Consider the following 25,822-nt stretch of genomic DNA (forward strand, 5'->3'; position numbering starts at 1 on the left):
CCGATGCCCACTGAGGCAGAGTTCCTCGACTACCTCCGGCGTGCGACTGCCGACCTGCGCGACGCGCGCCGGCGGGTGCGCGAGGTGGAGGCCAAGGACCGCGAGCCGATGGCCGTCATCGGGATGGCGTGCCGGTTCCCGGGCGGCGTCTCCAGCCCGGCGGAGCTGTGGGACCTCGTCGACCGGGGCGGCGACGGGGTGGGTGACTTCCCGACCGACCGGGGCTGGGACCTGGAGCGGCTCTTCCACGTCGACCCGGACAACCCGGGCACGTCGACCAGCAACCAGGGCGGCTTCCTCTACGACGCGCCGCAGTTCGACCCGGGCTTCTTCGGCATCAGCCCCCGCGAGGCCCTGGCGATGGACCCCCACCAGCGGCTGCTGCTGGAGACCTCCTGGGAGGCGTTCGAACACGCCGGCATCGACCCGCAGCGGCTGCGCGGCAGCCGGACCGGCGTCTTCGCCGGGGTGATGTACCACGACTACGCGTCGCGGGTGCTGGACCTGCCCGAGGGCGTCGAGGGCTACATCGGCACCGGCAACTCCGGCAGCGTCGTGTCGGGGCGGGTGGCGTACACCTTCGGGCTGGAGGGCCCGGCGGTCACGGTGGACACGGCGTGCTCGTCGTCGCTGGTCGCCGTGCACCTGGCCACGCAGGCGCTGCGCCAGCGCGACTGCGACTTCGCGCTCGCCGGTGGCGTGACGGTGATGTCCACCCCGGGCACCTTCGCCGACTTCTCCCGCCAGCGGGGCCTCGCCTCGGACGGCCGGTGCAAGTCGTTCGCCGCCGCCGCCGACGGCACCGGCTGGTCCGAGGGCGTCGGCGTGCTGCTGTTGCAGCGGCTCTCCGATGCCCGCCGCGACGGCCGGCGCATCCTCGCCGTGGTCCGGGGCAGCGCCGTCAACCAGGACGGCGCCAGCAGCGGGCTCACCGCACCCAACGGCCCGTCGCAGGAGCGGGTGATCCGGCAGGCCCTCGCGAACGCCCGGCTCTCGCCGGCCGACGTCGACGTGGTCGAGGCCCACGGCACCGGCACCACGCTGGGCGACCCGATCGAGGCGCAGGCGCTGCTGGCCACGTACGGGCAGGACCGGGGCGACGGCGGGCCGCTCTGGCTGGGCTCGGTCAAGTCGAACCTGGGGCACACCCAGGCCGCCGCGGGCGCCGCCGGTCTGATCAAGATGATCGAGGCGATCCGGCACCGCACCATGCCCGCCACCCTGCACGTCGACGAGCCGTCCCCGCACATCGACTGGTCCGCCGGGCAGGTCTCGCTGCTGACCGAGGCGCGCCCGTGGTCGGCCACCGACCGGCCGCGCCGGGCCGCCGTGTCGTCGTTCGGCATCAGCGGTACGAACGCGCACGTCATCCTGGAGGAGGTGCCCGTCGACGACGCCCCGTCCACGGACGGGGCCGCGCCCGTCGCCGACGCCCCGGTGACGCTTCCGCTCGCCCCGGTGTTCCTCTCCGCCCGTACGCCCGAGGCGCTCGCCGGGCAGGCCGGGCGCTGGGCCGACCACCTCGCCCGCGTCGACGACCTCCGCCCGGTGGACGTCGCGCTCTCCTCGGTCAACCGCGCCGGGCTCGAACACCGCGCGGTCGTCCTGGCCGGCGACGTGGGCGACCTGCTCGCCGCGCTGCGGGCCCTCGCCGCCGGCGAGCCGAACGGCACCGTGACCACCGGGGCGTCCGCCCCGCGCGGCCGGGTGGCCTTCCTCTTCTCCGGTCAGGGCGCGCAGCGCGCCGGCATGGGCCGCGAGCTGTACGGGGCCTTCCCGGTCTTCGCCGCCGCCCTCGACGAGGTGTGCGGGCACCTCGACCCGCTGCTGCCGCGCGCGCTGCGCGAGGTGCTGTTCGCCGCGGCGGGCACGCCGGAGGCGGAGCTGCTGGACCAGACGGTCTTCACCCAGGCGGGGCTCTTCGCCGTCGAGGTGGCGCTGTTCCGGCTCGTCGAGTCGCTCGGCGTCGCGCCGGACCTGGTGGCCGGGCACTCCATCGGCGAGATCGCGGCGGCGCACGTGGCCGGGGTGCTGTCCCTGGCCGACGCGTGCGCGCTGGTCGCGGCGCGCGGCCGGCTCATGCAGGCCCTGCCGGCGGGCGGCGGCATGCTCGCCGTGGCGGCCGACGAGGCCGCGGTGGCCGCCTCCCTGGCGGGGCTGACCGGCCGGCTCGACGTGGCCGCCGTGAACGGTCCCGCCGCCGTGGTGGTGGCGGGCGACGTCGAGGCCCTCGACGAGGTGCAGCGGGTGTGGTCCGAGCGGGGCGTGCAGACCCGCCGGCTGCGGGTCAGCCACGCGTTCCACAGCGCGCGGATGGACCCGATGCTCGCCGAGTTCGCGGCCGTCGCCGATCAGCTGACGTATCGGCCGCCGACGATCCCGGTGGTGTCGAACCTGACCGGCCGGATCGCCGACGCCGACCAGCTCTGCGACCCGGGCTACTGGGTGCGCCACGTACGCGGCACGGTGCGCTTCGCCGACGCCGTCGACTGCCTGCGCGCCGAGGAGGTCGACACCTACCTGGAGGTGGGGCCGAACGGCGTCCTGACCGCCATGGCGCAGAACTGCCTCGCCGAGCGGGCGGAGGACGAGACCGAGCCCCTGCTGGCCCCGGTGTCGCGCCACGACCGGCCCGAGCCGCAGGCCCTCCTGGAGGCCCTCGCGCTGCTGCACGTGCACGGCGTGACCGTCGGCTGGGCCGACCTGCTCGACCGGGCCGGCGGCCGGCACCTGGACCTGCCGACGTACGCCTTCCAGCACCAGCGCTACTGGCTGGAGCCGGCGGGCCGCTGGACGGACGTCTCCGGGGCCGGCCTCGGCGCGGCCGGGCACCCGCTGCTCGGCGCGGCCGTCTCGGTGGCCGGCGAGGACATGGTGGTGCTGACCGGCCGCCTGTCCACGTCGACCCACGCGTGGCTCGCCGACCACTCGGTCTCCGGCGTGGTGATCGTGCCGGGCGCCGCACTGGTGGAGCTGGCGGTGCGGGCGGGCGACGAGGTGGGCGCGTCGCGGGTGCGGGAGCTGACCGTGGCGGCGCCGCTGGTGCTGCCGGAGGTCGGCGCGGTGCGGGTGCAGGTGCGCGTCGGCGCGGCCGACGAGGCGGGCACCCGGTCGGTGACCGTGCACTCCCAGCCGGAGGAGGCCGTCGACCCGGAGTGGGTCCGGCACGCGGAGGGCGTGCTGGAGCCGGCGTCGGCCGACGAGCCGGGCCTGGGGGAGTGGCCGCCGGCCGGCGCGTCCGAGGTGGACGTGGCGGGCTGGTATCCGGCGCTGGCGGAGCGCGGCCTGGCGTACGGGCCGGTGTTCCGGGGGCTGCGCCGGGTGTGGACGACCGGCGGCGACGAGGTGTTCGCCGAGGTGGCGTTGCCGGACGAGGTGGCGGGCGACGCGGCGGGATTCGGGGTGCACCCGGCCCTGCTGGACGCCGCCCTGCACCCGATCGGCCTGCTGCCGGGTGGCGAGGAGTCGGGCGCGCCGCGGGTGCCGTTCGCGTTCGAGGGCGTGCAGGTGCACGCCTCGGGCGCGCGGGTGCTGCGGGTGCGGCTGACGCGCGCGGGCTCGGCGGTGCGGCTGGTCGCGTGCGACGAGTCGGGTGCGGCCGTGGTGTCGGTCGACTCGCTGGCGCTGCGGGAGCTGACCGGGGTGTCGTCCCCGGGCGAGGCGGCCCGGTCTTTGTTCGAGGTCGCCTGGCAGGCCCAGGAGGTCACCCCGACCGGCGAGGCCTCCGGGTGGGCGCTGGTGGGCTCGCCGGCCGCCGTCGACCTACCGGCGTACGCCGACGTCGAGGCGGTGACGGCGGCGTCGGACGTGACGCCGCGCCTGCTGCTGGTGCCGGCGGGCGGCGCGCAGCGATCCGAGCACGCGGACGCGGCGGACGCCGGCCACGACAACGACCCCGAGGCGGTACGCGCGGCGACGTCGCACGTGCTGGCGACGGTGCGGTCCTGGCTGGCGGCGGAGGCGTTGGCGGATTCGCGGTTGGTGGTGGTGACGCGGGGTGCGGTCTCGGTTGCCGCTGACGACCGGGTTTCGGATCTGGCGGGTGCGGCGGTGTGGGGTCTGCTGCGCTCGGCGCAGTCGGAGCATCCGGGTCGTATCGTCCTGGCGGATGTCGCCGGTGACGTGGACGCCGGTCTGTTGGGTGTGCTGGCTGTGGTGGCTGAGGAGCCGGTGGCGTTCGGCGGTCAGGTGGCGGTGCGGTCGGGTTCGGTGTTCGTGCCGCGTCTGGTGCGCGCGGTCGCCCCGTCGGCGGTGGAGATGCCGGTCGTGGGTGACGGTGCGGTGTTGGTGACCGGTGGCACGGGTGCGTTGGGTGCGTTGGTGGCGGAGCATCTGGTGTCGGCGTACGGGGTGCGGTCGCTGGTGCTGGTGTCGCGGCGTGGCCCGGAGGCCGCGGGTGCGGGTGAGTTGTCGCAGCGGTTGTCGGCGTTGGGTGCGTCGGTGCGGGTGGTCGCGTGTGACGTGACGGACCGGGACCAGGTCGGCGCGTTGGTGGCCGAGGTTTCCGCGGGGGGTCGGCTGGCGGGTGTGGTGCACACGGCCGGTGTCCTGGACGACGGTGTCGTGGAGGGGCTGACCGTCGAGCGGCTCGGTGCGGTGTTGGCGCCGAAGGTGTCGGCGGGTTGGCTGCTGCACGAGGCGACGGCATCGCTCGACCTGGATCTGTTCGTGGTGTTCTCGTCGGTGGCGGGTGTGTTGGGTTCGCCGGGTCAGTCGGCGTACGCGGCGGGCAACGCGTTCCTCGACGGGTTGGCGGTGTACCGGCGGCAGCTGGGGTTGCCGGCGGTCAGCCTGGCGTGGGGCATGTGGGACACCCCCGGCATGGCCGCGTCCCTCGACGAGGCGGACCGGGCGCGATCGACCCGGGGCGGCCTCACCGCGATGAGCGCCGAGACCGGACTGCGGCTGTTCGACGCGGCGCTGACCGCCGACCGCCCCGCCCTGGTGCCGGCCGTGATCGACCTGGCCGCCCTCCGGGCCGCCGCCGGCGCCGGCCTGGTGCCGCCGATGCTCCGCAACCTGGTCGGCACGACCACGACCCGCCGCCAGGCGGGACAGGGCACCACCTGGGCGACCCGCATCAGCGGCCTGACCGCCGACGAGGCGCGCGCCCAGATCGACGTGCTGGTGCGCGGCCTCGTCGCGCAGGTGCTCGGGCACGGCGGCGCCGAGGCCGTGCCGGCCGACCGGGCGTTCCGCGAGTTGGGCTTCGACTCGCTGACGGCCGTGGACCTGCGCAACCGCGTCAACGCGGCCACCGGCCTGCGGCTGCCCTCGACGCTGGTCTTCGACTACCCGACGCCCCAGGCGCTCGCCGCACACGTGCACGCCGAACTGGCCGGCGCCGCCGGCGGCCCCGCCGCGCCGGGCGCGCGGACCACGACCCGGGCCGACGAGCCGCTCGCCATCGTCGGGATGGCCTGCCGCTACCCGGGAGGCGTCGAGACGCCCGATCAGCTCTGGGCGCTGCTGGCTGCCGGCGGCGAGGGCATCGGGGAGTTCCCGACCGACCGCGGCTGGGACCTGGAGAGCCTGTTCGACCCCGACCCCGACCACCCCGGCACCTCGTACACGCGGCACGGCGGCTTCCTCTACGGTGCCGCCGAGTTCGACCCCGGGTTCTTCGGGATCTCGCCGCGTGAGGCCCTGGCGATGGACCCGCAGCAGCGGCTGCTGCTGGAGGCGTCGTGGGAGACGTTCGAGTCGGCCGGTCTCGATCCGCAGCGGCTGCGGGGCAGCCGGACCGGTGTCTTCGCCGGGGTCATGTACCACGACTACGCCTCGCAGCTGATGGAGCTGGCCGACGAGGTGGAGGGCTACGTCGGGACCGGCAACTCGGGCAGCGTCCTGTCCGGCCGGGTCGCGTACACCTTCGGCCTGGAGGGCCCGGCGGTCACCGTCGACACCGCCTGCTCGTCGTCGCTGGTGGCGCTGCACCTTGCCGCGCAGGCGTTGCGCAGCGGTGAGTGCGATCTGGCGTTGGCCGGTGGCGTGACGGTGATGGCGACGCCGGGCACGTTCATCGAGTTCTCGCGGCAGCGGGGCCTTTCCCAGGACGGCCGGTGCAAGTCGTTCGCCGCCTCCGCCGACGGCACCGGCTGGTCCGAGGGCGTCGGCGTGCTGCTCGTGCAGCGGCTCTCCGACGCCCAGCGGGAGGGCCGGCGGATCCACGCCGTCCTGCGCGGCACGGCCGTGAACCAGGACGGCGCGTCGAACGGCCTGACCGCCCCGAACGGCCCGTCGCAGCAGCGCGTGATCCGGCAGGCCCTCGCGAACGCCCGCCTGACCGCCGCCGACGTGGACGCGGTCGAGGCGCACGGCACGGGCACGACGCTCGGCGACCCGATCGAGGCGCAGGCGTTGTTGGCGACGTACGGGCAGGAGCGTCCGCAGGACCGGCCGCTGCTGCTCGGGTCGGTGAAGTCGAACATCGGGCACACGCAGGCCGCCGCCGGTGTGGCCGGTGTGATCAAGATGGTGCTGGCGATGCGGCACGGCCTGGTGCCGCCGACGCTGCACGTGGACGAGGCGTCGCCGCATGTGGACTGGGCCTCCGGGGCGGTGGCCCTCGCGACCGAGGCGACGCCGTGGCCGCAGGTGGACCGGCCGCGTCGGGCGGCGGTGTCGTCGTTCGGGATCTCCGGCACCAACGCCCATGTGATCATCGAGCAGCCGCCCGCCGAGGCGGCCGACGGGCGCGCCGCCGACCGTCCGCGCGCCGGCGTCGTACCCCTGGTGCTCTCCGCCGTGGACGCCCCGGCGCTGCGCGACCAGGCGGCCCGGCTGGGCGCGCACCTGGCGGCGCACCCGGAGCTGGAACCGGCCGACGTCGCCCACGCCCTGGTCACCACCCGGGCCGCGTTCGGACACCGCGCCGTCGTCCTCGGCCGCGACACCGTGGGCCTGACGCGGGCACTGGAGTCGTTCCAGCTCGGCGAGGCCACCCCCGCCACGGTCACCGGCACCGCGCTGCGCGGCGGCGACCCGGTCCTCGTCTTCCCCGGCCACGGCGACCCGTGGCCCGCCACGGCGGTCGAGCTACTGGACCGGTCGCCGGAGTTCGCCGCCGCGATCGCCGAGTGCGAGGCGGCCCTCGCACCCCACGTGGACTGGTCGCTCACCGCCGTGCTGCGCGGCGCGGACGGCGCCCCGACCCCGGCCGACCCCGGGGTGACGCACCCCGTCCGGTGGGCCGTGGCGGTCTCGCTGGCCCGCTGGTGGCGTTCGCTCGGCGTCCGGCCCGCCGCCGTGGTCGGGCACGCCCACGGCGAGGTCGCGGCCGCCTGCGTGGCCGGCGCGCTGTCGCTGGCGGACGCGGCGAAAACGATCGCCCTCGGCAGCCGGACCGAGGTGGACCCGGACGCGCTGACCGGGGTCACCCTCCGGGCGGCCGAGCTGCCGCTGTACTCGGCGGCGACCGGCGGACGGGTCGACACCGACGGCCTCGACGTCGCCCGCTGGTACCGGGGACTGGCCGACGGCGTCGACGTCGACCCGGTCGTACGCGCCCTGCTCGACGAGGGCCACCAGATCCTCGTCGAGGCCGCCCCCGCGCCCGTGCTCGCCGCCGGGATGCGGGAGATCGCGCACGTCGCCGACGCCGTCGTGGTGGCCGCCGCCGACACCGACGCCGGCGGTTGGCTCCGGATGCTGACCGTCCTCGCCGGGCTGCACGTCCACGGCGTGCCCGTGGACTGGACGGCGATCCTGGGCGCCCGCACCGGCCCGCCGGTGCAGCTGCCGACGTACGCCTTCCAGCGCCAGCGCTACTGGCCGCAGGCGCCGGTGGCGACCGGCCCCGCCCTCGCCGGGGCCGACGAGACGGACCGGCACTTCTGGGAGGCCGTGGAGCGCGCCGACCCGCAGGCGTTGGCCGCCGCGATGCGGATCGACGAGACGGCGGCCCGGTCCCTCGACCCCGCGCTGCCGCTGCTCTCCTCGTGGCGCCGCCGCCGCCGCGACGAGTCCACGGTGGACTCGTGGCGGTACCGGGTGACCTGGAAGCCGGTCACGGTCGCGCCGGAGGCCACCCTCTCCGGCGCCTGGCTGCTGCTGGTGCCGGCCGCCGGCGCCGAGCAGCCCCTGGTCGACGGCGCCGCCCGGGCCCTCACCGAGGGCGGGGCAGAGGTCGTCCGGATCGACGTGACGGACCCGGACCGGCAGGCGCTGACCGACCGGCTGGCCCGTACCGGCGTCGCCCCCGGGGCCGTCGCCGGCGTGCTCTCCCTGCTCGGCCTGGACGACGCGCCGCACCCGACCCACCCGGTGGTGCCGGCGGGCCTCGCCGGCACGTACGCCCTGGTCCAGGCCCTCGGCGACGCCGGTGTCACCGCCCCGCTGTGGTGCGCCACCGCCGGCGCGGTCTCCACCGGCCGGGCCGACCCGCTCGACCGGCCCCGCCAGGCGATGCTCTGGGGGCTCGGCCGGGTGGTCGCCCTGGAGCACCCGGACCGCTGGGGCGGCCTCGTGGACCTGCCCACCGAGCCGGACCCGCGGGACCGGGCCCGGCTCGTGGCGGTGCTGGCCGGCGTCGACGCCGAGGACCAGCTGGCGCTGCGCCCCTCCGGGGTGTTCGCCCGGCGACTGGTCCGGGCCCGCACCGACCGGACGGCGACCGGCGACTGGCGTCCCGGAAGCGGCGCCGTCCTGGTCACCGGCGGCCTCGGGTCGATCGGGGCCCAGGTGGCGCGCTGGCTGGCCCGCGAGGGCGTCGGCGAGCTGGTGCTGACCGGCCGCCAGGGCCCCGCCACGCCCGGCGCCGACGAGCTGGCCGGCGAACTGCGCGCCGCCGGCGCCACCGTCACCGTGGCCGCCTGCGACGTCGCCGACCGCGACGCCGTGCGGGCCCTCGTCGAGCGGCTCGCCGGGCAGGGCACCCGCGTCGGGGCCGTGTTCCACACCGCCGGGGTCGCCCACGCCGGGCCGATCGCGGCCACCGACGTGGCCGAACTCGCGGACGCCCTGCGGGCCAAGGTGGCCGGCGCGGTCAATCTCGACGAGGTGTGCGGCGACGACCTGTCGGCGTTCGTGCTCTTCTCCTCCGGGGCCGGCGTCTGGGGCGGCGGGCACCAGGGCGGCTACGCCGCGGCCAACGCCTTCCTCGACGCGCTCGCCGAGGACCGGCGACGGCGCGGCCGGGCCGCTACCGCCGTCGCCTGGGGCGCCTGGGACGGCGGCGGCATGGTCGACGCCGAGGGCGCCGCCGACCAGATGTTCCGCTCGGGCGTACGGGCCATGCGTCCCGACCTCGCGGTCTCTGTCCTGGCCGAGGCGCTCGACCACGGCGACACCACGCTCACCGTGGCGGACATCGCCTGGGACCGGTTCCTCCAGACCTACGCGCTGGCCCGCCCCCGGCCGCTGATCGCCGACGTCCCGGAGGTGGCCCGGCTGCTCGCCGCCGGGCAGCGCGACGACACGACCGACGCGGCCTCGCCCCTGCGCGGCCGGCTGGCGGGACTCGCCGCACCGGAACGGCGCCGCGTCCTGCTCGACCTCGTCCGGGTCCACGCGGCGGCGGTGCTGCGCCTGTCCTCGCCGCAGGCGTTGGCGGCGGACCGGTCGTTCCGGGAGATCGGCTTCGACTCGCTCAGCGCCGTCGAAATGCGCAACCGGCTCGCCGAGGCGGTGGGGCTGAACCTGCCGGCGACCCTGGTCTTCGACCGCCCGACGCCCGAAGCCCTCGCCGAGCACCTGGCGACCCGGCTCACCGGCGACGACACCCCGGCGACCGCGCCCGTGCGGGCCGCCACCGCGCTGGACGAGCCGATCGCCATCGTCTCGATGAGCTGCCGCTACCCCGGCGGCGTCGCCGGTCCCGAGGACCTGTGGCGACTGGTCGCCGAGGGCCGGGACGGGATCGCGGAGTTCCCGACCGACCGGGGCTGGGACCTGGAGGCGATCTACCACCCCGACCCCGACCGGCCCGGCACCTCGTACGTGCGGGAGGGCGGCTTCCTCACCGACGCCGCCGGCTTCGACGCCGCCCTGTTCGGCATCTCCCCGCGCGAGGCGATGGTGATGGACCCGCAGCAGCGGGTGCTGCTGGAGAGCGCCTGGGAGCTGTTCGAGCGGTCCGGCACCGCGCCGGCCGACATGCGGGAGACCAACACCGGCGTCTTCGTCGGCACCAACGGCCAGGACTACGCGACGCTGCTGATGGCCGCCCGGGTCGAGACCGAGGGCTACCAGGCCACCGGCAACGTCGCCGCCGTCATCAGCGGTCGGCTCGCGTACCACTTCGGGTTGCAGGGCCCCGCCGTCAGCGTCGACACCGCCTGCTCGTCGTCGCTGGTGGCGCTGCACCTGGCCTGCCAGTCCCTGCGGCAGGGCGAGTGCGACGTCGCGGTCGCCGGCGGCGTGACGGTGATGGCCACCCCCGGGCCGTTCCTGGAGTTCGCCCGGCAGCGCGGGCTGGCCCTCGACGGCCGGTGCAAGTCGTTCGCCGGGGCCGCCGACGGCACCGGCTGGGGCGAGGGCGTGGGCCTGCTGATGTTGCAGCGGCTCTCCGACGCCCAGCGCGACGGCCGGCGGATCCTGGCCGTCGTGCGCGGCTCGGCGATGAACCAGGACGGCGCCAGCAACGGACTGACCGCGCCCAACGGCCCCGCCCAGGAGCGGGTGATCAGCCAGGCGCTGGCCAACGCGCGCCTGACCGCCGCCGACGTGGACGCCGTCGACGGGCACGGCACCGGCACCCGGCTCGGCGACCCCATCGAGGCGCAGGCGCTGCTGGCCACGTACGGGCGGGACCGGCCCGCCGACCGGCCGCTCTGGCTCGGCTCGGTCAAGTCGAACATCGGCCACACCCAGGCCGCCGCCGGCGTCTCCGGCGTGATCAAGATGGTGCTGGCGCTCCAGCACGACCTGCTGCCGCCCACCCTGCACGTGGACGAGCCGTCGCCGCACGTGGACTGGTCGGCGGGCGCGGTCGCGCTGCTGACCGAGGCGCAGCCGTGGCCGGAGGTGGACCGGCCGCGCCGGGCGGGCGTGTCGTCGTTCGGGGTCAGCGGCACCAACGTGCACGTCATCCTCGAACAGGCGCCCGCCGCGCCGCCGGCCGACGCCGGCACGTCCCGGCCGGCCGACGGGCCGCCGGTGCTGCCCTGGGTCGTCTCGGCCGACACCGCCGACAGCTTGCGGGCGCAGGCGGCACGGCTGGCCGACTGGCTGCCGCGCACCGCGACGCCCGCCGCCGACGTGGCCCGGGGACTGGCCACCGGACGGTCCCCGCTGCGGCACCGCGCGGTGCTGCTCGCCGCGGACGCCGACGCGGCCCTCGCCGGCCTGCGGGCCCTCGCCGCCGGGCAGGACCACCCCGGGCTCACCCGGGGCGTCGCCGAGCCGGGCGGCGCGCTGGCGGCGCTCTTCTCCGGCCAGGGCGCCCAGCACGCCGGAATGGGCCGCCGCCTGTACGAGACGTTCCCCGTCTTCGCGGCGACCTTCGACGAGGCGTGTCAGCACCTGGACGCGTACCTGCCGCGACCGCTGCGGCCGGTGCTGTTCGCCGAGCCCGGCACCGCCGAGGCCGACCTGCTCGACCAGACGGCCTTCACCCAGGCGGGACTCTTCGCCGTCGAGGTGGCGCTGTTCCGGCTGCTCGAACACTGGGGGATCCGGCCCGACTTCGTGGCCGGGCACTCCGTCGGGGAGATCAGCGCGGCCCACGTCGCCGGGGTGCTCGACCTGGCCGACGCCTGCGCGCTCGTCGGCAACCGGGGCCGGCTGATGCAGGCCCTGCCCGCCGGTGGCGGGATGCTCGCCGTCGCCGCGCCCGAGGTCGACGTGCTGCGCGCCCTGGACGGCACGGCGGGACAGGTCGCCGTCGCCGCCGTGAACGGGCCGGCCGCCGTCGTCGTCGCCGGCGCCGAGGACGCGCTGACCGGGCTGGCCGCCCACTTCGCCGACCTCGGGGTGCGCACGAAGCGGCTGCGGGTCAGCCACGCCTTCCACAGCCCGCTCATGGAGCCGATGCTCGCCGAGTTCGCGGCCGTGGCGGCGACCCTGGAGTACGCCCCGCCGACGGTGCCGCTGGTGTCGAACCTGACCGGCGCGGTGATCGACGCCGACCAGCTCTGCACCCCCGACTACTGGGTCCGGCACGTCCGCGAGGCGGTCCGCTTCGCCGACACCGTCACCCACCTGCACGCCAACGGGGTGACCCGGTTCCTGGAGATCGGGCCGGACACCGTGCTGACCGCCCTGACCGCCGACGCGCTGCCGGCCGACGCCCCGGTCATCGTGACCGGCGTGCAGCGGCCCGGCCAGGACGAGGTGGCCACCCTGCTCGGCGCGGTGGCCCGACTGCACTGCCACGGCGTGGCCGTAGGCTGGTCGCGGCTGCTGCCCGGCGCCGGCCCCGTGGACCTGCCCACGTACGCGTTCGACCACCAGCGGTTCTGGCCGACCCTCGCGGCGACGACGGCGCACACGCCCGCCGCCACCCACGACGACGTCGACTCGGCGTTCTGGCGGGCCGTGGCGTCGGGCGACGGCGACGCGCTCGCCGACCGGCTCGGCCTCGACGCGGACCGCCCGCTGCGGGAACTGCTGCCGGACCTGGCCCGGTGGCGGCACCAGCAGCAGGAGGACGCCCTCGCCGGCGGCTGGCGGTACCGGATCACCTGGCGTCCGCAGGCACTCGCCGCAGGCGCCGTCGACGGCACGTGGACCCTGGTCCACAGCGGCACGGACCAGCCGGTCGTCGACCGGCTCGCCGAGCTCGTCACCGCCCGGGGCGGCACCGTGCGGCAGCTCGCCGTCGACCCGGCCACGACCGACCGCACGGCGCTCGCCGCGCAGCTGGCCGGCGCCGCGCCGACCCGGATCGTGTCGCTGCTCGCCCTCGACGAGCGTCCGCAGCCCGAGCGGCCCGCCGTGCCCCTGGGCCTGACCGCGAACCTCGCACTGGTGCAGGCGGTCACGGACGCCCTGCCCCCGGTGCCGCTGTGGCTGCTCACCCGGCAGGCCGTCAGCACCGCCGACGGCGACCCCGTCGCCCGCCCCGCCCAGGCCACCACGTGGGGCCTCGGCCTGGTGACCGCGCTGGAACACCCCCGGCACTTCGGTGGCCTGCTGGACCTGCCCGAGACCCTGACCCCGGCCGCCGCCGAGCACGTCCTGGCGGCGCTCACCGCCGCCGGGCACGAGGACCAGCTCGCGGTGCGCGACTCCGGGACGTACCTGCGCCGGCTGGCCCGCGCGCCCCGCGCCGAGGCGCCGGCCGACTGGCAGGCGCCGGACACCGTCCTGGTCACCGGCGGCACCGGCGCCGTCGGCCGGTACGCCGCCGGCTGGTTCGCCCGGCACGGCGCGCGGCGACTGCTGCTGGTCAGCCGGCGCGGCGCGGCGGCCCCCGGGGCCGACGAGGCGGTGGCGGAACTGGCCGCCCTCGGCGCCGAGGCGCGGGTGCTGGCGTGCGACCTGGCTGACCGGGACGCGGTCGCGGACCTGGTGCGCTCCCTGCGCGCCGACGGCGAGACCGTGCACGCGGTGGTGCACGCCGCCGGGGTGGGCCGGCTCAACCCGGTCGCCGCGGTGACCGGGGAGGAACTCGCCGACGTCGTCTCCGGCAAGATCGCCGGCGCCCGCCACCTGGACGAGTTCCTCGACCCGGAGCCGCTCGACCTGGTCGTGCACTTCTCCTCCATCGCCGCCGTCTGGGGCGTCGGCGACCACGGGGCGTACGCCGCCGGCAACGCCTTCCTGGACGCCTGGGCGCAGTCCCGGCCGGCCGGGGGTCCCCGGCACCTCTCGGTGAACTGGGGACCGTGGGCCGGCGGCGGCATGGTGACCGACGCGCACGCGGCGGCGATGAGCCGGCGCGGGGTGTCCCTGCTGGACCGGGAACCGGCGATGGCCGCCCTGCGCGCCGGCCTCGACGGCGACGACACCGCCCTCACCGTCGCCGACATTGACTGGGACCGCTTCGCGCCGGTGTTCGCCTCCGCCCGGCCCCGGCCGCTGATCAGCGAGATCGCCGAGGTGGCCGCCCAGGCCGCGGCGGCACGGACCGACGCCGAGGACGGCGACCAGGTCGCCGGCGAACTGCGAAAGCGGCTCGGCGAGCTGTCGCAGGCCGAACAGGCGCGGCTGCTGGTGGACCTCATCCGCACCGCCGCGGGCGAGGTCATCGGCCACGACAGCCCGTACGCGGTGGAGGCCGGCCGGCCCTTCCGGGACCTCGGCTTCGACTCGCTCACCGCCGTGGAGCTGCGGGGCCGGCTGGCCCGCTCGACCGGACTGAGCCTGCCCAGCTCGGTGGTGTTCGACTACCCGACCCCGCAGGCATTGGCCGAACACCTGCGGGCCGAACTGCTCAGCGAGGCGTCGGTGGAGGCGCTGCCGACGCTGGCGGAACTGGACCAGTTGGAGAGCGCCCTCGCGCTGCGCGACCCGGACGACATCGGCCGGGTGCGCATCACGATGCGGCTGCACAGCCTGCTCGAACGGCTCGGCACGGTCGAGGAACGCCGGGAGGAGACCGCCGAGGTGGCGGACCGGCTGCGGGTGGCCAGCAACCAGGAGCTGTTCGACCTCATCGACCAGGACCTCGGGCTCTCCTGAGCAGCCCGGGGACCTGTGGTGTCACGAGAAAGCGAGATGTCATGGCGGACGAAGAGCGGCTGCGCGAGTACCTGACGCGGGTCGTCGCCGAACTTCAGCAGACCCGCCAACGGCTGCGCGAGGTCACCGCCGAGGAGTCCGAGCCGGTGGCGATCGTGGCGATGAGCTGCCGCTACCCGGGCGGCATCACCTCGCCCGAACAGCTGTGGGAGTTCGTGTCGTCCGGCGGGGACGCCATCGGCGACTTCCCCACCGACCGGGGCTGGGACCTGGAGCGGCTCTACCACGCCGACCCGGACAACGCCGGCACCTCGTACACCACCTCCGGTGGGTTCCTGCACGACGCGGGGCAGTTCGACGCCGCGCTGTTCGGTATCTCGCCGCGCGAGGCGGTCGCCATGGACCCGCAGCAGCGGCTGCTGCTGGAGGTCACCTGGGAGCTGTTCGAGCGGGCCGGCATCGCCCCGCTGTCGCTGCGCGGCAGCCGCTCCGGCGTCTTCGTCGGCACCTCCGGCCAGGACTACGCCGCCGTGCTGCACCGGGCGCCCGGCGTCGAGGGGTACGTGCTGACCGGCACCGCCGCCAGCGTGGTCTCCGGCCGGCTGGCGTACACGTTCGGGCTGGAGGGCCCCACGGTCACCGTGGACACCGCCTGCTCGTCGGCGTCGGTCGCCATCCACCTCGCCTGCCAGGCGCTGCGCCAGCGCGAGTGCGGCCTCGCCCTGGCCGGCGGGGCGACCGTGCTGGCCACCCCCGGCCCGTTCGTCGAGTTCTCCCGGCAGCGTGGTCTCGCCGCCGACGGCCGGTGCAAGTCGTTCGCCGCGTCCGCCGACGGCACCGGCTGGTCCGAGGGCGTCGGCATGCTGCTGCTGGAACGGCTCAGCGACGCCCGCCGCAACGGCCACCCCGTGGTCGGGATCATCCGCAGCTCCGCGGTGAACCAGGACGGCGCGTCCAACGGGCTCACCGCCCCCAACGGCCCGTCCCAGCAGCGGGTCATCCGGCAGGCCCTGGCCGGCGCGAAGCTCACCCCCGACCTGGTCGACGTCGTCGAGGCGCACGGCACCGGCACCACCCTCGGCGACCCGATCGAGGCCCAGGCCCTGCTCGCCACGTACGGCCGGGAGCGCGGCGACGCCGCGCCGCTGCTGCTCGGCTCCATCAAGTCCAACATCGGCCACACCCAGGCCGCCGCCGGCATCGCCGGGGTGATCAAGATGGTGGAGGCGATGCGGCACGGGATCGTGCCGGCCACCCTGCACGTCGACGAGCCCACCCCGCACGTGGACTGGTCCGCCGGCGCGGTCACCCTGGTCACCGAGGCCACGCCGTGGCCGGCCGTGGACCGGCCGCGCCGCGCCGCCGTGTCCTCCTTCGGCATGAGCGGCACCAACACCCACCTCATCCTCGAACAGCCCGAGCCGGCCCGCGCCGAGGCCGACCGGCCGGAGGCGCCCGCGCCCGCGCCGGTGCTGCTCACCGGCCGCACCCGCACCGCGCTGCGCCGCCAGGCCGAGCGCTGGTCGCGGTACGTCGCCGACGACGCGGACCTGTGCCCGGCCGACGTCGCCTGGACCTCGGTGGTCTCCCGCTCGCCCCTGGAACACCGCGCGGTCGTCCTCGCCGACGATCGCGACGGACTGCTCGCCGCCCTGCACGCCCTCGCCGAGGACCGGCCCGCCCCCGGCCTGGTCACCGGCGCCGCCGCCGAACGCGGCGGGGTCGCGTTCCTCTTCTCCGGCCAGGGCGCCCAGCGCGCCGGCGCCGGCCGGGAACTGTACGAGACGTACCCGGTCTTCGCCGAGGCCCTCGACGAGGTCTGCGCCCACCTCGACCACCGGCTGCCCCGCCCGCTGAAGCCGCTGCTGCACGCCGAGCCCGGCACCGACGAGGCCGCGCTGCTCGACCAGACCGCCTTCACCCAGGCCGCCCTGTTCGCCGTCGAGGTGGCGCTGCACCGGCTGCTCGGCTCCTGGGGACTGGCCCCCGACATGGTCGCCGGGCACTCCGTCGGCGAGCTGACCGCCGCCCACGTCGCCGGCGTGCTCACCCTCGACGACGCCTGCGCCCTCGTCGCCGCCCGGGGCCGGCTCATGCAGGCGCTGCCCGCCGGCGGCGCGATGCTCGCCGTCGCCGCCGACGAGGCCCGCGTCGCCGAGTCGATCGCCGCGCTGACCGACCGCGTCGCCGTCGCCGCCGTCAACGGCCCCGTCGCCGTCGTCGTCTCCGGCGACGGCGCGGCCATCGACGAGCTGGCCGAACTCTGGACCGGCCGGGGGGTGAAGGTGCGGCGGCTGCGGGTCAGCCACGCCTTCCACAGCCCGCTGATGGAGCCGATGCTCGCCGATTTCGCCGCCGTCGCCGCCGGCCTCGACCTGCGCGCCCCCACCCTGCCGGTGGTGTCCAACCTGACCGGCGAGCTGGCCGACCCGGCGCAGCTCACCGACCCCGGTTACTGGGTGCGCCACGTCCGGGAGGCGGTCCGCTTCGCCGACGGCGTGCGCACCCTGCGCGCCCACGGCGTCGGCACCTTCGTGGAGGTCGGTCCCGACGCCGTCCTCACCGCCAGCATCGAGCAGACCCTCGCCGGGGCCGAGGCCGGCGACGCCGCCTCCGCCGTGGTGGTGCCGGTGCTGCGCCGGGACCGCCCGGACCGCCGCGCCCTGCTCGCCGCCCTCGCCCAGCTCCACGTCGCCGGCACCCCGGTGCGCTGGGCGGACCTTTTCGCCGACCGGCCTGGGCGGCTCGTCGGCCTGCCCACCTACCCGTTCGAGCGGCAGCACTACTGGGTGCCGGCCGAGGCACCCGCCGACGAGGCCACCGCCAGCGGGACCGGCGTGCTCGACCAGCGGTTCTGGGCGGCCGTCGAACGCGCCGACCTCGACGCGCTGCGGGACACCCTCGCCGTCACCGACTCCGCCGCCGCCGAGTCGCTGCGTACCCTGCTGCCCGTCCTCGCCGACTGGCGGCGGCAGCGGCAGGAACACTCGGTGCTCGACGGCTGGCGCTACCGGGCCGACTGGCAGGTGACCGGCGAACCCACCCCCGCCCGGCTGGGCGGCACCTGGCTGCTGGCCCTGCCCGCCGGCGGCGCCGACGACCCGGCGGCGCGGACCGTCCGGGCCGCGCTGACCGGTGCCGGCGCCGACGTGCTGCCGCTGACCGTCGAGCCGGACGCCGACCGGGCCGGCCTCGCGGCGTCCCTCGCCGGCACCGACCCCGCCGGCGTCGTCTCCCTGCTCGCCGCAGAGCCGCCCGCCACCGACGGCGCCGTCCTGCCCGGCCTGACCGCCACCCTCGCGCTCGTGCAGGCGCTCGGCGACGCCGGCCTGGACGCGCCGCTGTGGCTGGTCACCCGGGGCGCGGTCGCCGCCGCCTCGTACGACCGGCTCACCGATCCGGCCCAGGCCGCGATCTGGGGCCTCGGCCGGGTGGTCGGCGTCGAGGCACCGCACCGCTGGGGCGGCCTGATCGACCTGCCGCCGGAGCCCGACGACCGGGCCGCCACCCGGCTCGCCGCGATCCTCACCGGATCGACCGGCGAGGACCAGCTCGCGGTACGCGGCCCCGGCGTCTTCGCCCGCCGCCTCGTCCGCGCCGCCCTCGGCGACCGCCCGCCGGCGCGCCGGTTCACGCCCACCGGCACGGCCCTGATCACCGGCGGCACCGGCGGACTCGGTGCCCGCGCCGCCCGCTGGCTCGCCGCCGCCGGAGCCGAACACGTCGTGCTGGTCAGCCGGCGCGGACCCGACGCCCCCGGCGCAACCGAGCTGGAGGCCGAGCTGACCGGCCTCGGGGCCCGGGTCACCGTCGCCGCCTGCGACATCGCCGACCGGGCCGCCCTCGCCGAGCTGCTCGACCGGATCGAGGCCGACGGCCCGCCGGTGCGCACCGTCCTGCACACCGCCGGCATCGCGCAGGCCACCCCGCTGGCGGAGGTCACCCCCGCCGAGCTGGCCGAGGTCACCGTCGGCAAGACCGCCGGCGCCGCCCACCTCGCCGACCTCCTCGCCGACCGGGAACTGGACGCCTTCGTCGTCTACTCGTCCATCGCCGCCACCTGGGGCAGCGGCGGGCAGGCCGGGTACGCGGCCGGCAACGCCTACCTGGACGCGCTGGTGCAGCGGCGGCGGGCCGAGGGCCGGGCCGGCACCGCCATCGCCTGGGGACCCTGGTCCGACGGCGGCATGCACGCGGCGGACGCCGAGCGCAACCTGCGCCGCCGGGGCCTGCCCGCCATGGACCCGACCGTGGCCATGGGCGCGTTGCAGCAGGCCCTCGACCACGACGACGTCACCGTGACGGTGGCCGACGTGGACTGGTCCCGGTTCGCCCCCGCGTACGCCTCCGCCCGCCGCCGGCCGCTGCTGGAGGGCGTACCGGAGGCACGGGCCGCCCTCGACGGCGGCGTCGCGGTCGACGACGGCGACGAGGGGCCGGCGGCGACCCTGCGCCGGCGCCTCGCCGGACTGGCCCCGGCGCGGCGTGAGGAGGCCGTCGCCGACCTGGTCCGGGAACTCGCCGCCGACGTGCTCGGCCACGACGGCGGGGCCGCGGCCATCCCGGCGACCACCGCGTTCCGTGACCTCGGCTTCGACTCGCTGACCGCCGTGGAGCTACGCAACCGGCTCGTCGCCGCCACCGGGCAGGCGCTGCCCACCACCCTGGTCTTCGACCACCCCACCCCGGTCGTGCTGGCCCGGCTCCTGCTCGCCGGCCTCTTCGGCGCCGACGCCGACGCAGGGTCGGCCCACGTCGCCGCCCCGGCCGCCGTCGACGACGACGAGCCGGTGGCCATCGTCGCCATGGCCTGCCGCTACCCCGGCGGCGTCGACGACCCCGAGCGGCTGTGGCGCCTCGTCGCCGACGGGGTCGACGCCATCGGCGACTTCCCGACCGACCGGGGCTGGGACCTCGACCGGCTCTACGACCCCGACCCGGCCAACCCCGGCACCACCTACGCCGACAAGGGCGGCTTCCTGCACGGGGCGGCGGAGTTCGACCCGGGCTTCTTCGGGATCTCGCCCCGCGAGGCGGCGGCGATGGACCCGCAGCAGCGGTTGCTGCTGGAGGTTTCGTGGGAGGCGGTCGAGCGGGCAGGGGTTGAGCCTGGGGTTCTTCGGGGTTCGCGAACAGGGGTGTTCGTGGGCACGAATGGTCAGGACTATGGGGCCCTGCTCATGGCTGCGGGGGAGCAGGCCGAAGGGTTCGGGGCCACGGGCAACGCCGCCAGTGTGGTGTCGGGTCGGGTGGCGTACGCGTTGGGGTTGGAGGGGCCGGCGGTGTCGGTGGACACGGCGTGTTCGTCGTCGCTCGTGGCGTTGCACCTGGCGGTGCAGTCGCTGCGGCGCGGCGAGTGCGACCTCGCCCTCGCCGGCGGCGTCACGGTCATGGCCACCCCCGGCACCTTCTTCGAGTTCTCCCGGCAGCGCGGCCTGGCCGCCGACGGCCGGTGCAAGGCGTTCGCGTCGGCCGCCGACGGCACGGGCTGGGGCGAGGGCGTCGGCGTGCTGCTCGTGGAGCGGCTGTCGGACGCGCGGCGCAACGGCCACGAGGTCCTCGCGGTCGTGCGGGGCAGCGCGGTCAACCAGGACGGCGCGTCGAACGGCCTGACGGCGCCGAACGGGCCGTCCCAGCAGCGGGTGATCCGGCACGCCCTCGCGGGTGCCCGACTGGGCACGACGGACGTGGACGTGGTGGAGGCGCACGGGACGGGCACGACGCTCGGCGACCCGATCGAGGCGCAGGCGCTGCTCGCCACGTACGGGCAGGGCCGCGACGGGCACGAGCCGCTGCTGCTCGGCTCGATCAAGTCGAACATCGGGCACACGCAGGCCGCCTCGGGCGTGGCGGGTGTGATCAAGATGGTGCTGGCGATGCGGCACGGCCGCGTCCCGGCGACGCTGCACGTGGACGAACCGTCCCCGCACATCGACTGGACCTCCGGCGCCGTGGAACTGGCGACGGAGTCGCGGCCGTGGCCGGCGGTGGACCGGCCGCGTCGGGCGGCCGTGTCGTCGTTCGGCATGTCCGGCACGAACGCCCACGTGATCATCGAGCTGCCCGACGAGCCGGAGGCGGTGGCCCCGGCGGTGTCCGGGCCGGGCCTGATGGCGTCGGACGTCGTGGTGTGGCCGGTGTCGGCGCGCTCGAAGGGCGCCCTGTCCGGCCAGGCGGCCCGCCTGGCGGAGTTCGTGCGCGAGCGCGGCGAGGTGGATCCGGCGGCGGTGGGCTGGTCGCTGGCCACGACGCGGTCGGTGTTCGACCAGCGGGCCGCCGTGGTCGGGTCGACTGTCGAGGACCTGCTGGCGGGGCTCGACGCCCTGGCGTCGGGGTCGCCGGCCGGCAACGTGGTCGCCGGCACGGCCTCGCCCCACGGCGCTGGCCCGGTGTTCGTGTTCCCGGGTCAGGGTGCGCAGTCGGCGCGGATGGCCGCCGGTCTGGTGGGTCGTACGCCGGTGTTCGACGCGAAGCTGGCCGAGTGTCAGCGGGCCCTGGCGCCGTACCTGGACGTGGACCTGGTGTCGGTGTTAACGGGCGACGACGAGTCGTGGTTGGCGCGGGTCGAGGTCGTGCAGCCGGTGCTGTGGGCCGTGGGCATGGCGTTGGCGGCGGTGTGGCAGCACGCGGGGGTGACCCCGCAGGCGGTGATCGGTCACTCGCAGGGCGAGATCGGTGCGGCGTGCGTGGCCGGCATCCTGTCCCTGGAGGACGCGGCGAAGGCCGTCGCCCTGCGCTCCCGGGCGCTGACGGTGCTGCGCGGCACCGGCACCATGGCGTCGATCGACCTCTCCGCCGACGCGGTCGCCGAGCGTCTGGGGGAGTTCCCGGGCGTGGGTGTCGCGGCCGTCAACGGCCCGTCGACCGTGGTGGTGTCCGGGCCGCCGCAGCCGGTCGCGGACCTCGTCGAGGCGTGTCAGGCCGAGGGTGTGCGGGCGCGGTTGATCCCGGTGGACTACGCGTCGCACTCGGCGGCGGTGCAGGAGGTCGCGGAGCGGTTGCGCGTCGACCTGGCCGACGTCACCCCCCGACAGGGGCACGTCCGGCTGGTGTCGACGTTGACCGGTGACTGGGTCGACCCGGCGTCGATGACGGCGGACTACTGGTACGAGAACCTGCGCCAGACCGTGCGGTTCGACCCGGCCGTCCGCGTCGCCGTCGAGGCGGGGCACACCACGTTCGTGGAGATCAGCCCGCACCCGGTGCTGACCATGCCGGTGACGGCGATCCTCGACGACACCGGCGCGACCGGCCACACCCTGGGCAGCCTGCGGCGGGGTGACGACGACGCGACGCGGCTGCTGACGAACCTCGCGACCGCCCACGCGATCGGCCTGCCCGTCGACCTGACGGCCGTCCTGGCCCCGACCGGCACCGTCGCGCTGCCCACGTACGCCTTCGAGCGGGGACGCTTCTGGCTGGAGGCGCCCGCGCACCGGGTACGCGACGTCGGCTCCGCCGGCCTCCAGGACACCGACCACCCCCTGCTCAGCGCGGCCGTGCCCGTCGCCGACGACCAGACGGTGGTGCTGACCGGTCGGCTGTCGGTGCGTACCCACCCGTGGCTGGCCGACCACGCCGTCGGCGGGACGGTGATCGTCCCCGGCACCGGCCTCGTCGACATGGTGGTCCGGGCCGGCGACGAGGTCGACGCCGGCCAGGTGGGCGACCTGACGCTGATCAACCCGCTGGTGCTCCCGCCGGCCGGCGCGGTGCAGGTGCAGGTACGCGTGGGCCCGCCCGGCGACACCGGCGAGCGGAGCGTCACCGTGCACTCCCGCCCCGAGGAGGCCGCCGACGCCGAGTGGACCCGGCACGCCGAGGGCCTGCTGCTGCCGCAGCTGCCCGCCCCGACGGTCGTACCGGCGCAGTGGCCGCCGGCCGACGCCGTCGAGGTCGACGCCGACCTGGACGCCTGGTACGCCGAGATGGCCGAGGGCGGCCTCGGCTACGGCCCCGCCTTCCGTGGCCTGCGCCGGGTGTGGCGCGGCGACGACGAGGTCTACGCCGAGGTGGCCCTCCCCGAGGAGGCGAGCGCCGACGCGTCCCGCTTCGGGCTGCACCCGGCCCTGTTCGACGCGGCCCTCCAGGCCAGCGGGATCACCGCCCTGCTCGGCGACCCGGCGGACGCCTCCGGGACGGGCTGGATGCCGTTCGCCTTCCGCGCGGTCGCCCTGCACGCCCACGGCGCCACCCGGCTGCGGGCGCGGCTGCGGTCGCTCGGCCCGGACACGGTCGCGGTCACGCTCGCCGACACCGCCGGCCAGCCGGTCGCCACCGTCGAGTCGCTGACCTTCCGCCCGGTCGCCGCAGGCCGGGCCGACGAGGCCGCCGCCCTGCGCCGCACGTCGGTGTTCCACCTGGACTGGACGCCGCTGCCGCGCACCGACGCGCCGGCGGGGGACGCCCGCTGGGCGCTGCTCGGCGACGACACCCTCGGCCTCGCCGGAGCGCTCACCGCGGCCGGGCACCAGGTGCGGGCCCACGCCGACCTGGCCGCACTGGTCGCGGAGGCCGGGGACGTACCCGACGTGGTGCTGGACCTTCGCTCCGGCGCGGAGCCGGACCCGGAGCGGGCCGGCGCGGCCGCGCACGACGCGGCCCGCGACGCGCTCGCGCTGGTGCAGCAGTGGTTGGGCGAGCCCCGGCTGGAGGGGGCCCGGCTGGTCCTGCACACCCGGGGGGCGGTCGGCGCCGCCCCGGGCGAGGCCCCGCGCGACCTGGCCCGGGCGAGCATGTGGGGCCTGGTGCGCTCCGCGCAGTCCGAGCACCCCGGCCGGTTCACGCTGCTCGACACCGACGACGCCGCCGCCTCCCTGGCGGCGGTCCCGGCGGCCGTCGCCTCCGGCGAGCCGCAGCTCGCGGTCCGCGACGGCGCGCCGCTGGTGCCCCGGCTGGCCCGGGCGCGCGACGCCGGGGTGCTGCCGCTGCCCGCCGACGAGGTGCCGTGGCGCCTCGACGTCACCGAGAAGGGCACGCTGGAGAACCTGGCCCTGCTGCCCGCCCCCGCAGCGACCGGGGAACTGCCGGCGGGCCACGTCCTGGTCGGGATGCGCGCCTCCGGGCTGAACTTCCGCGACGTGGTGCTGGCCCTCGGCATGGTTCCCGACCAGGAGGTGCTGGGCAACGAGGGCGCCGGCGTGGTGCTCGGCGTCGGGCCGGGGGTCACCGACCTCGCCCCCGGCGACCGGGTGATGGGCATCTTCTCCGGCTCGTTCTCCTCGGCCGCGGTCACCGACCGCCGGCTGCTCACCCGCATCCCCGACGGCTGGTCGTACACCGACGCCGCCGCCGTGCCCGTGGTCTTCCTGACCGCCTGGTACGGCCTGGTCGAGCTGGCCCGGCTGCGCGCCGGGGAGTCCGTGCTCGTCCACGCGGCGGCCGGCGGCGTCGGCATGGCCGCCGTGCAGATCGCCCGCCACCTCGGCGCGGAGGTCTACGGCACGGCCAGCCCCGGCAAGTGGCCGGCGCTGCGCGCCAACGGCTTCGACGACGCGCACCTCGCCTCCTCCCGCAGCCTCGACTTCGCCGGGGAGTTCGCCCACCGCACCGGCGGGCGGGGCGTCGACGTGGTGCTCAACGCGCTCAGCGGCGAGTACGTCGACGCGTCGCTGCGGCTGCTCGCCGAGGGCGGCCGGTTCGTCGAGATGGGCAAGACCGACAAGCGGGACCCGGCGCGGGTCGCCGCCGCGCACCCCGGCGTGAGCTACCAGGTCTTCGACCTCATCGAGGCCGGCCCGGAGAAGATCGGCGCGATGCTGGGCGAGCTGATGGCGCTCTTCGCCGGCGGGGCGCTGCGGCCGCTGCCCCGGCGCACCTGGGACGTCCGGCGCGCTCCCGAGGCGTTCCGCTTCCTCAGCCAGGCCCGGCACGTCGGCAAACTCGCCCTGAGCGTCCCGCAGGTGCCCCGGCTCGACGGCACGGTCCTGGTCTCCGGGGCGACCGGCACCCTCGGGGCGCTGCTCTGCCGCCACCTGGTCACCGCGCACCACGCCCGGCAGCTGCTCCTGGTCAGCCGGCGCGGCCCGGACGCCGAGGGCGCCGACGAGCTGCTCGCCGACCTCAAGGCGCTCGGCGCGGACGTGTCGATCGTCGCCGCCGACCTGGCCGACCCGGACGCCGTGACGGACGTGCTGTCCATGGTGGACAGGCGGCACCCGCTGCGCGCCGTCGTGCACGCCGCCGGCGTCCTCGACGACGCCACCGTCGAGTCGCTCACCCCCGACCGTCTCGACGCGGTGCTGCGGCCCAAGGTCGACGTGGCCTGGAACCTGCACCGGGCGACCCTCGGCCACGAGCTGACCGCGTTCGTGCTCTTCTCCGCCGCCGCCGGCGTGTTCGGCGGCCCCGGCCAGGGCAACTACGCCGCCGGAAACGCGTTCCTCGACGCCCTCGCCGAGCACCGGCGGGCCCTCGGCCTGCCGGCGGTCGCGCTGGCCTGGGGCCGCTGGGCCCAGGCCAGCGGCATGACGGGGCACCTCGACTCGGCCGACATCCGCCGGCTCGACCGGGGCGGCATGGCCGCGCTGTCCAACGACGAGGGCCTCGCCCTGTTCGACGCGGCCTGGCGCTCCGAGCGGGCGACGCTGATGCCCGCAAAGATCATGACCGGGGTGGCGGCGCCCGGGGCGCCCGTGCACCCGCTGCTGGCGAACCTGGTCCGCGCCGCCGGCCGTCGGGCCGCGGCCGGCGAGGCCGCCGACGGGCAGGCGTACGCCGAGACGCTGCGCGCCCTGCCCGACGACAAGCGGGTACGCGCCCTGCGCGACTTGGTGCTGTCGCACGTGGCGGTCGTCCTCGGCCACGGCGACCCGGGCGGCATCGAGCCGACCCGCGCGTTCCGCGAACTCGGCTTCGACTCGCTCACCGCCGTCGAGCTGCGCAACCGGCTCGGCGCGGCCACCGGGCTGCGGCTGCCGGCGACGCTGGTCTTCGACAACCCGACGCCCGAGGCGCTGGCCGCCCACCTGGCCGGGCAGTTCGCCCCGGCGACCCCGGCGGGCGAGCCGTCGACGGCGGGCCGGGAACTCGACCGGCTGGAGGCGGCGCTCGTCGGGCTCGACCCGACCGACGACGAGTTCCGCCGCATCACCGACCGGCTGCACGGCCTGCTGGGCCGGCTGACCGAGCGGCAGGCGGACGCGGACGGCGACGACGACCTGGAGTCGGCCACCGCCGAGAACATCTTCGACCTGATCGACCGCGAGCTGGAGACGTCGTGACCACCAGCCGCAACGACATCGGCATGCCGAGTGAG

At 76.7% G+C, this 25,822-nt stretch carries 1 protein-coding gene and 1 pseudogene; both read left to right on the forward strand.

Annotated features, from left to right (window positions below):
- The first annotated feature begins 3 nt into the window (after nucleotides 1–3).
- The gene (locus DER29_RS14425) at nucleotides 4–14,565 is read left to right on the forward strand and encodes a type I polyketide synthase (RefSeq protein ID WP_121397800.1); all 14,562 of its coding nucleotides are present in this window, start codon (nucleotides 4–6) and stop codon (nucleotides 14,563–14,565) included.
- Nucleotides 14,566–14,606: 41 nt separating this feature from the next.
- Nucleotides 14,607–25,787: pseudogene (locus DER29_RS14430) on the forward strand (type I polyketide synthase); the annotation flags it as partial.
- Nucleotides 25,788–25,822 lie beyond the last annotated feature (35 nt).

Source organism: Micromonospora sp. M71_S20 (assembly GCF_003664255.1).
Lineage (GTDB): Bacteria > Actinomycetota > Actinomycetes > Mycobacteriales > Micromonosporaceae > Micromonospora.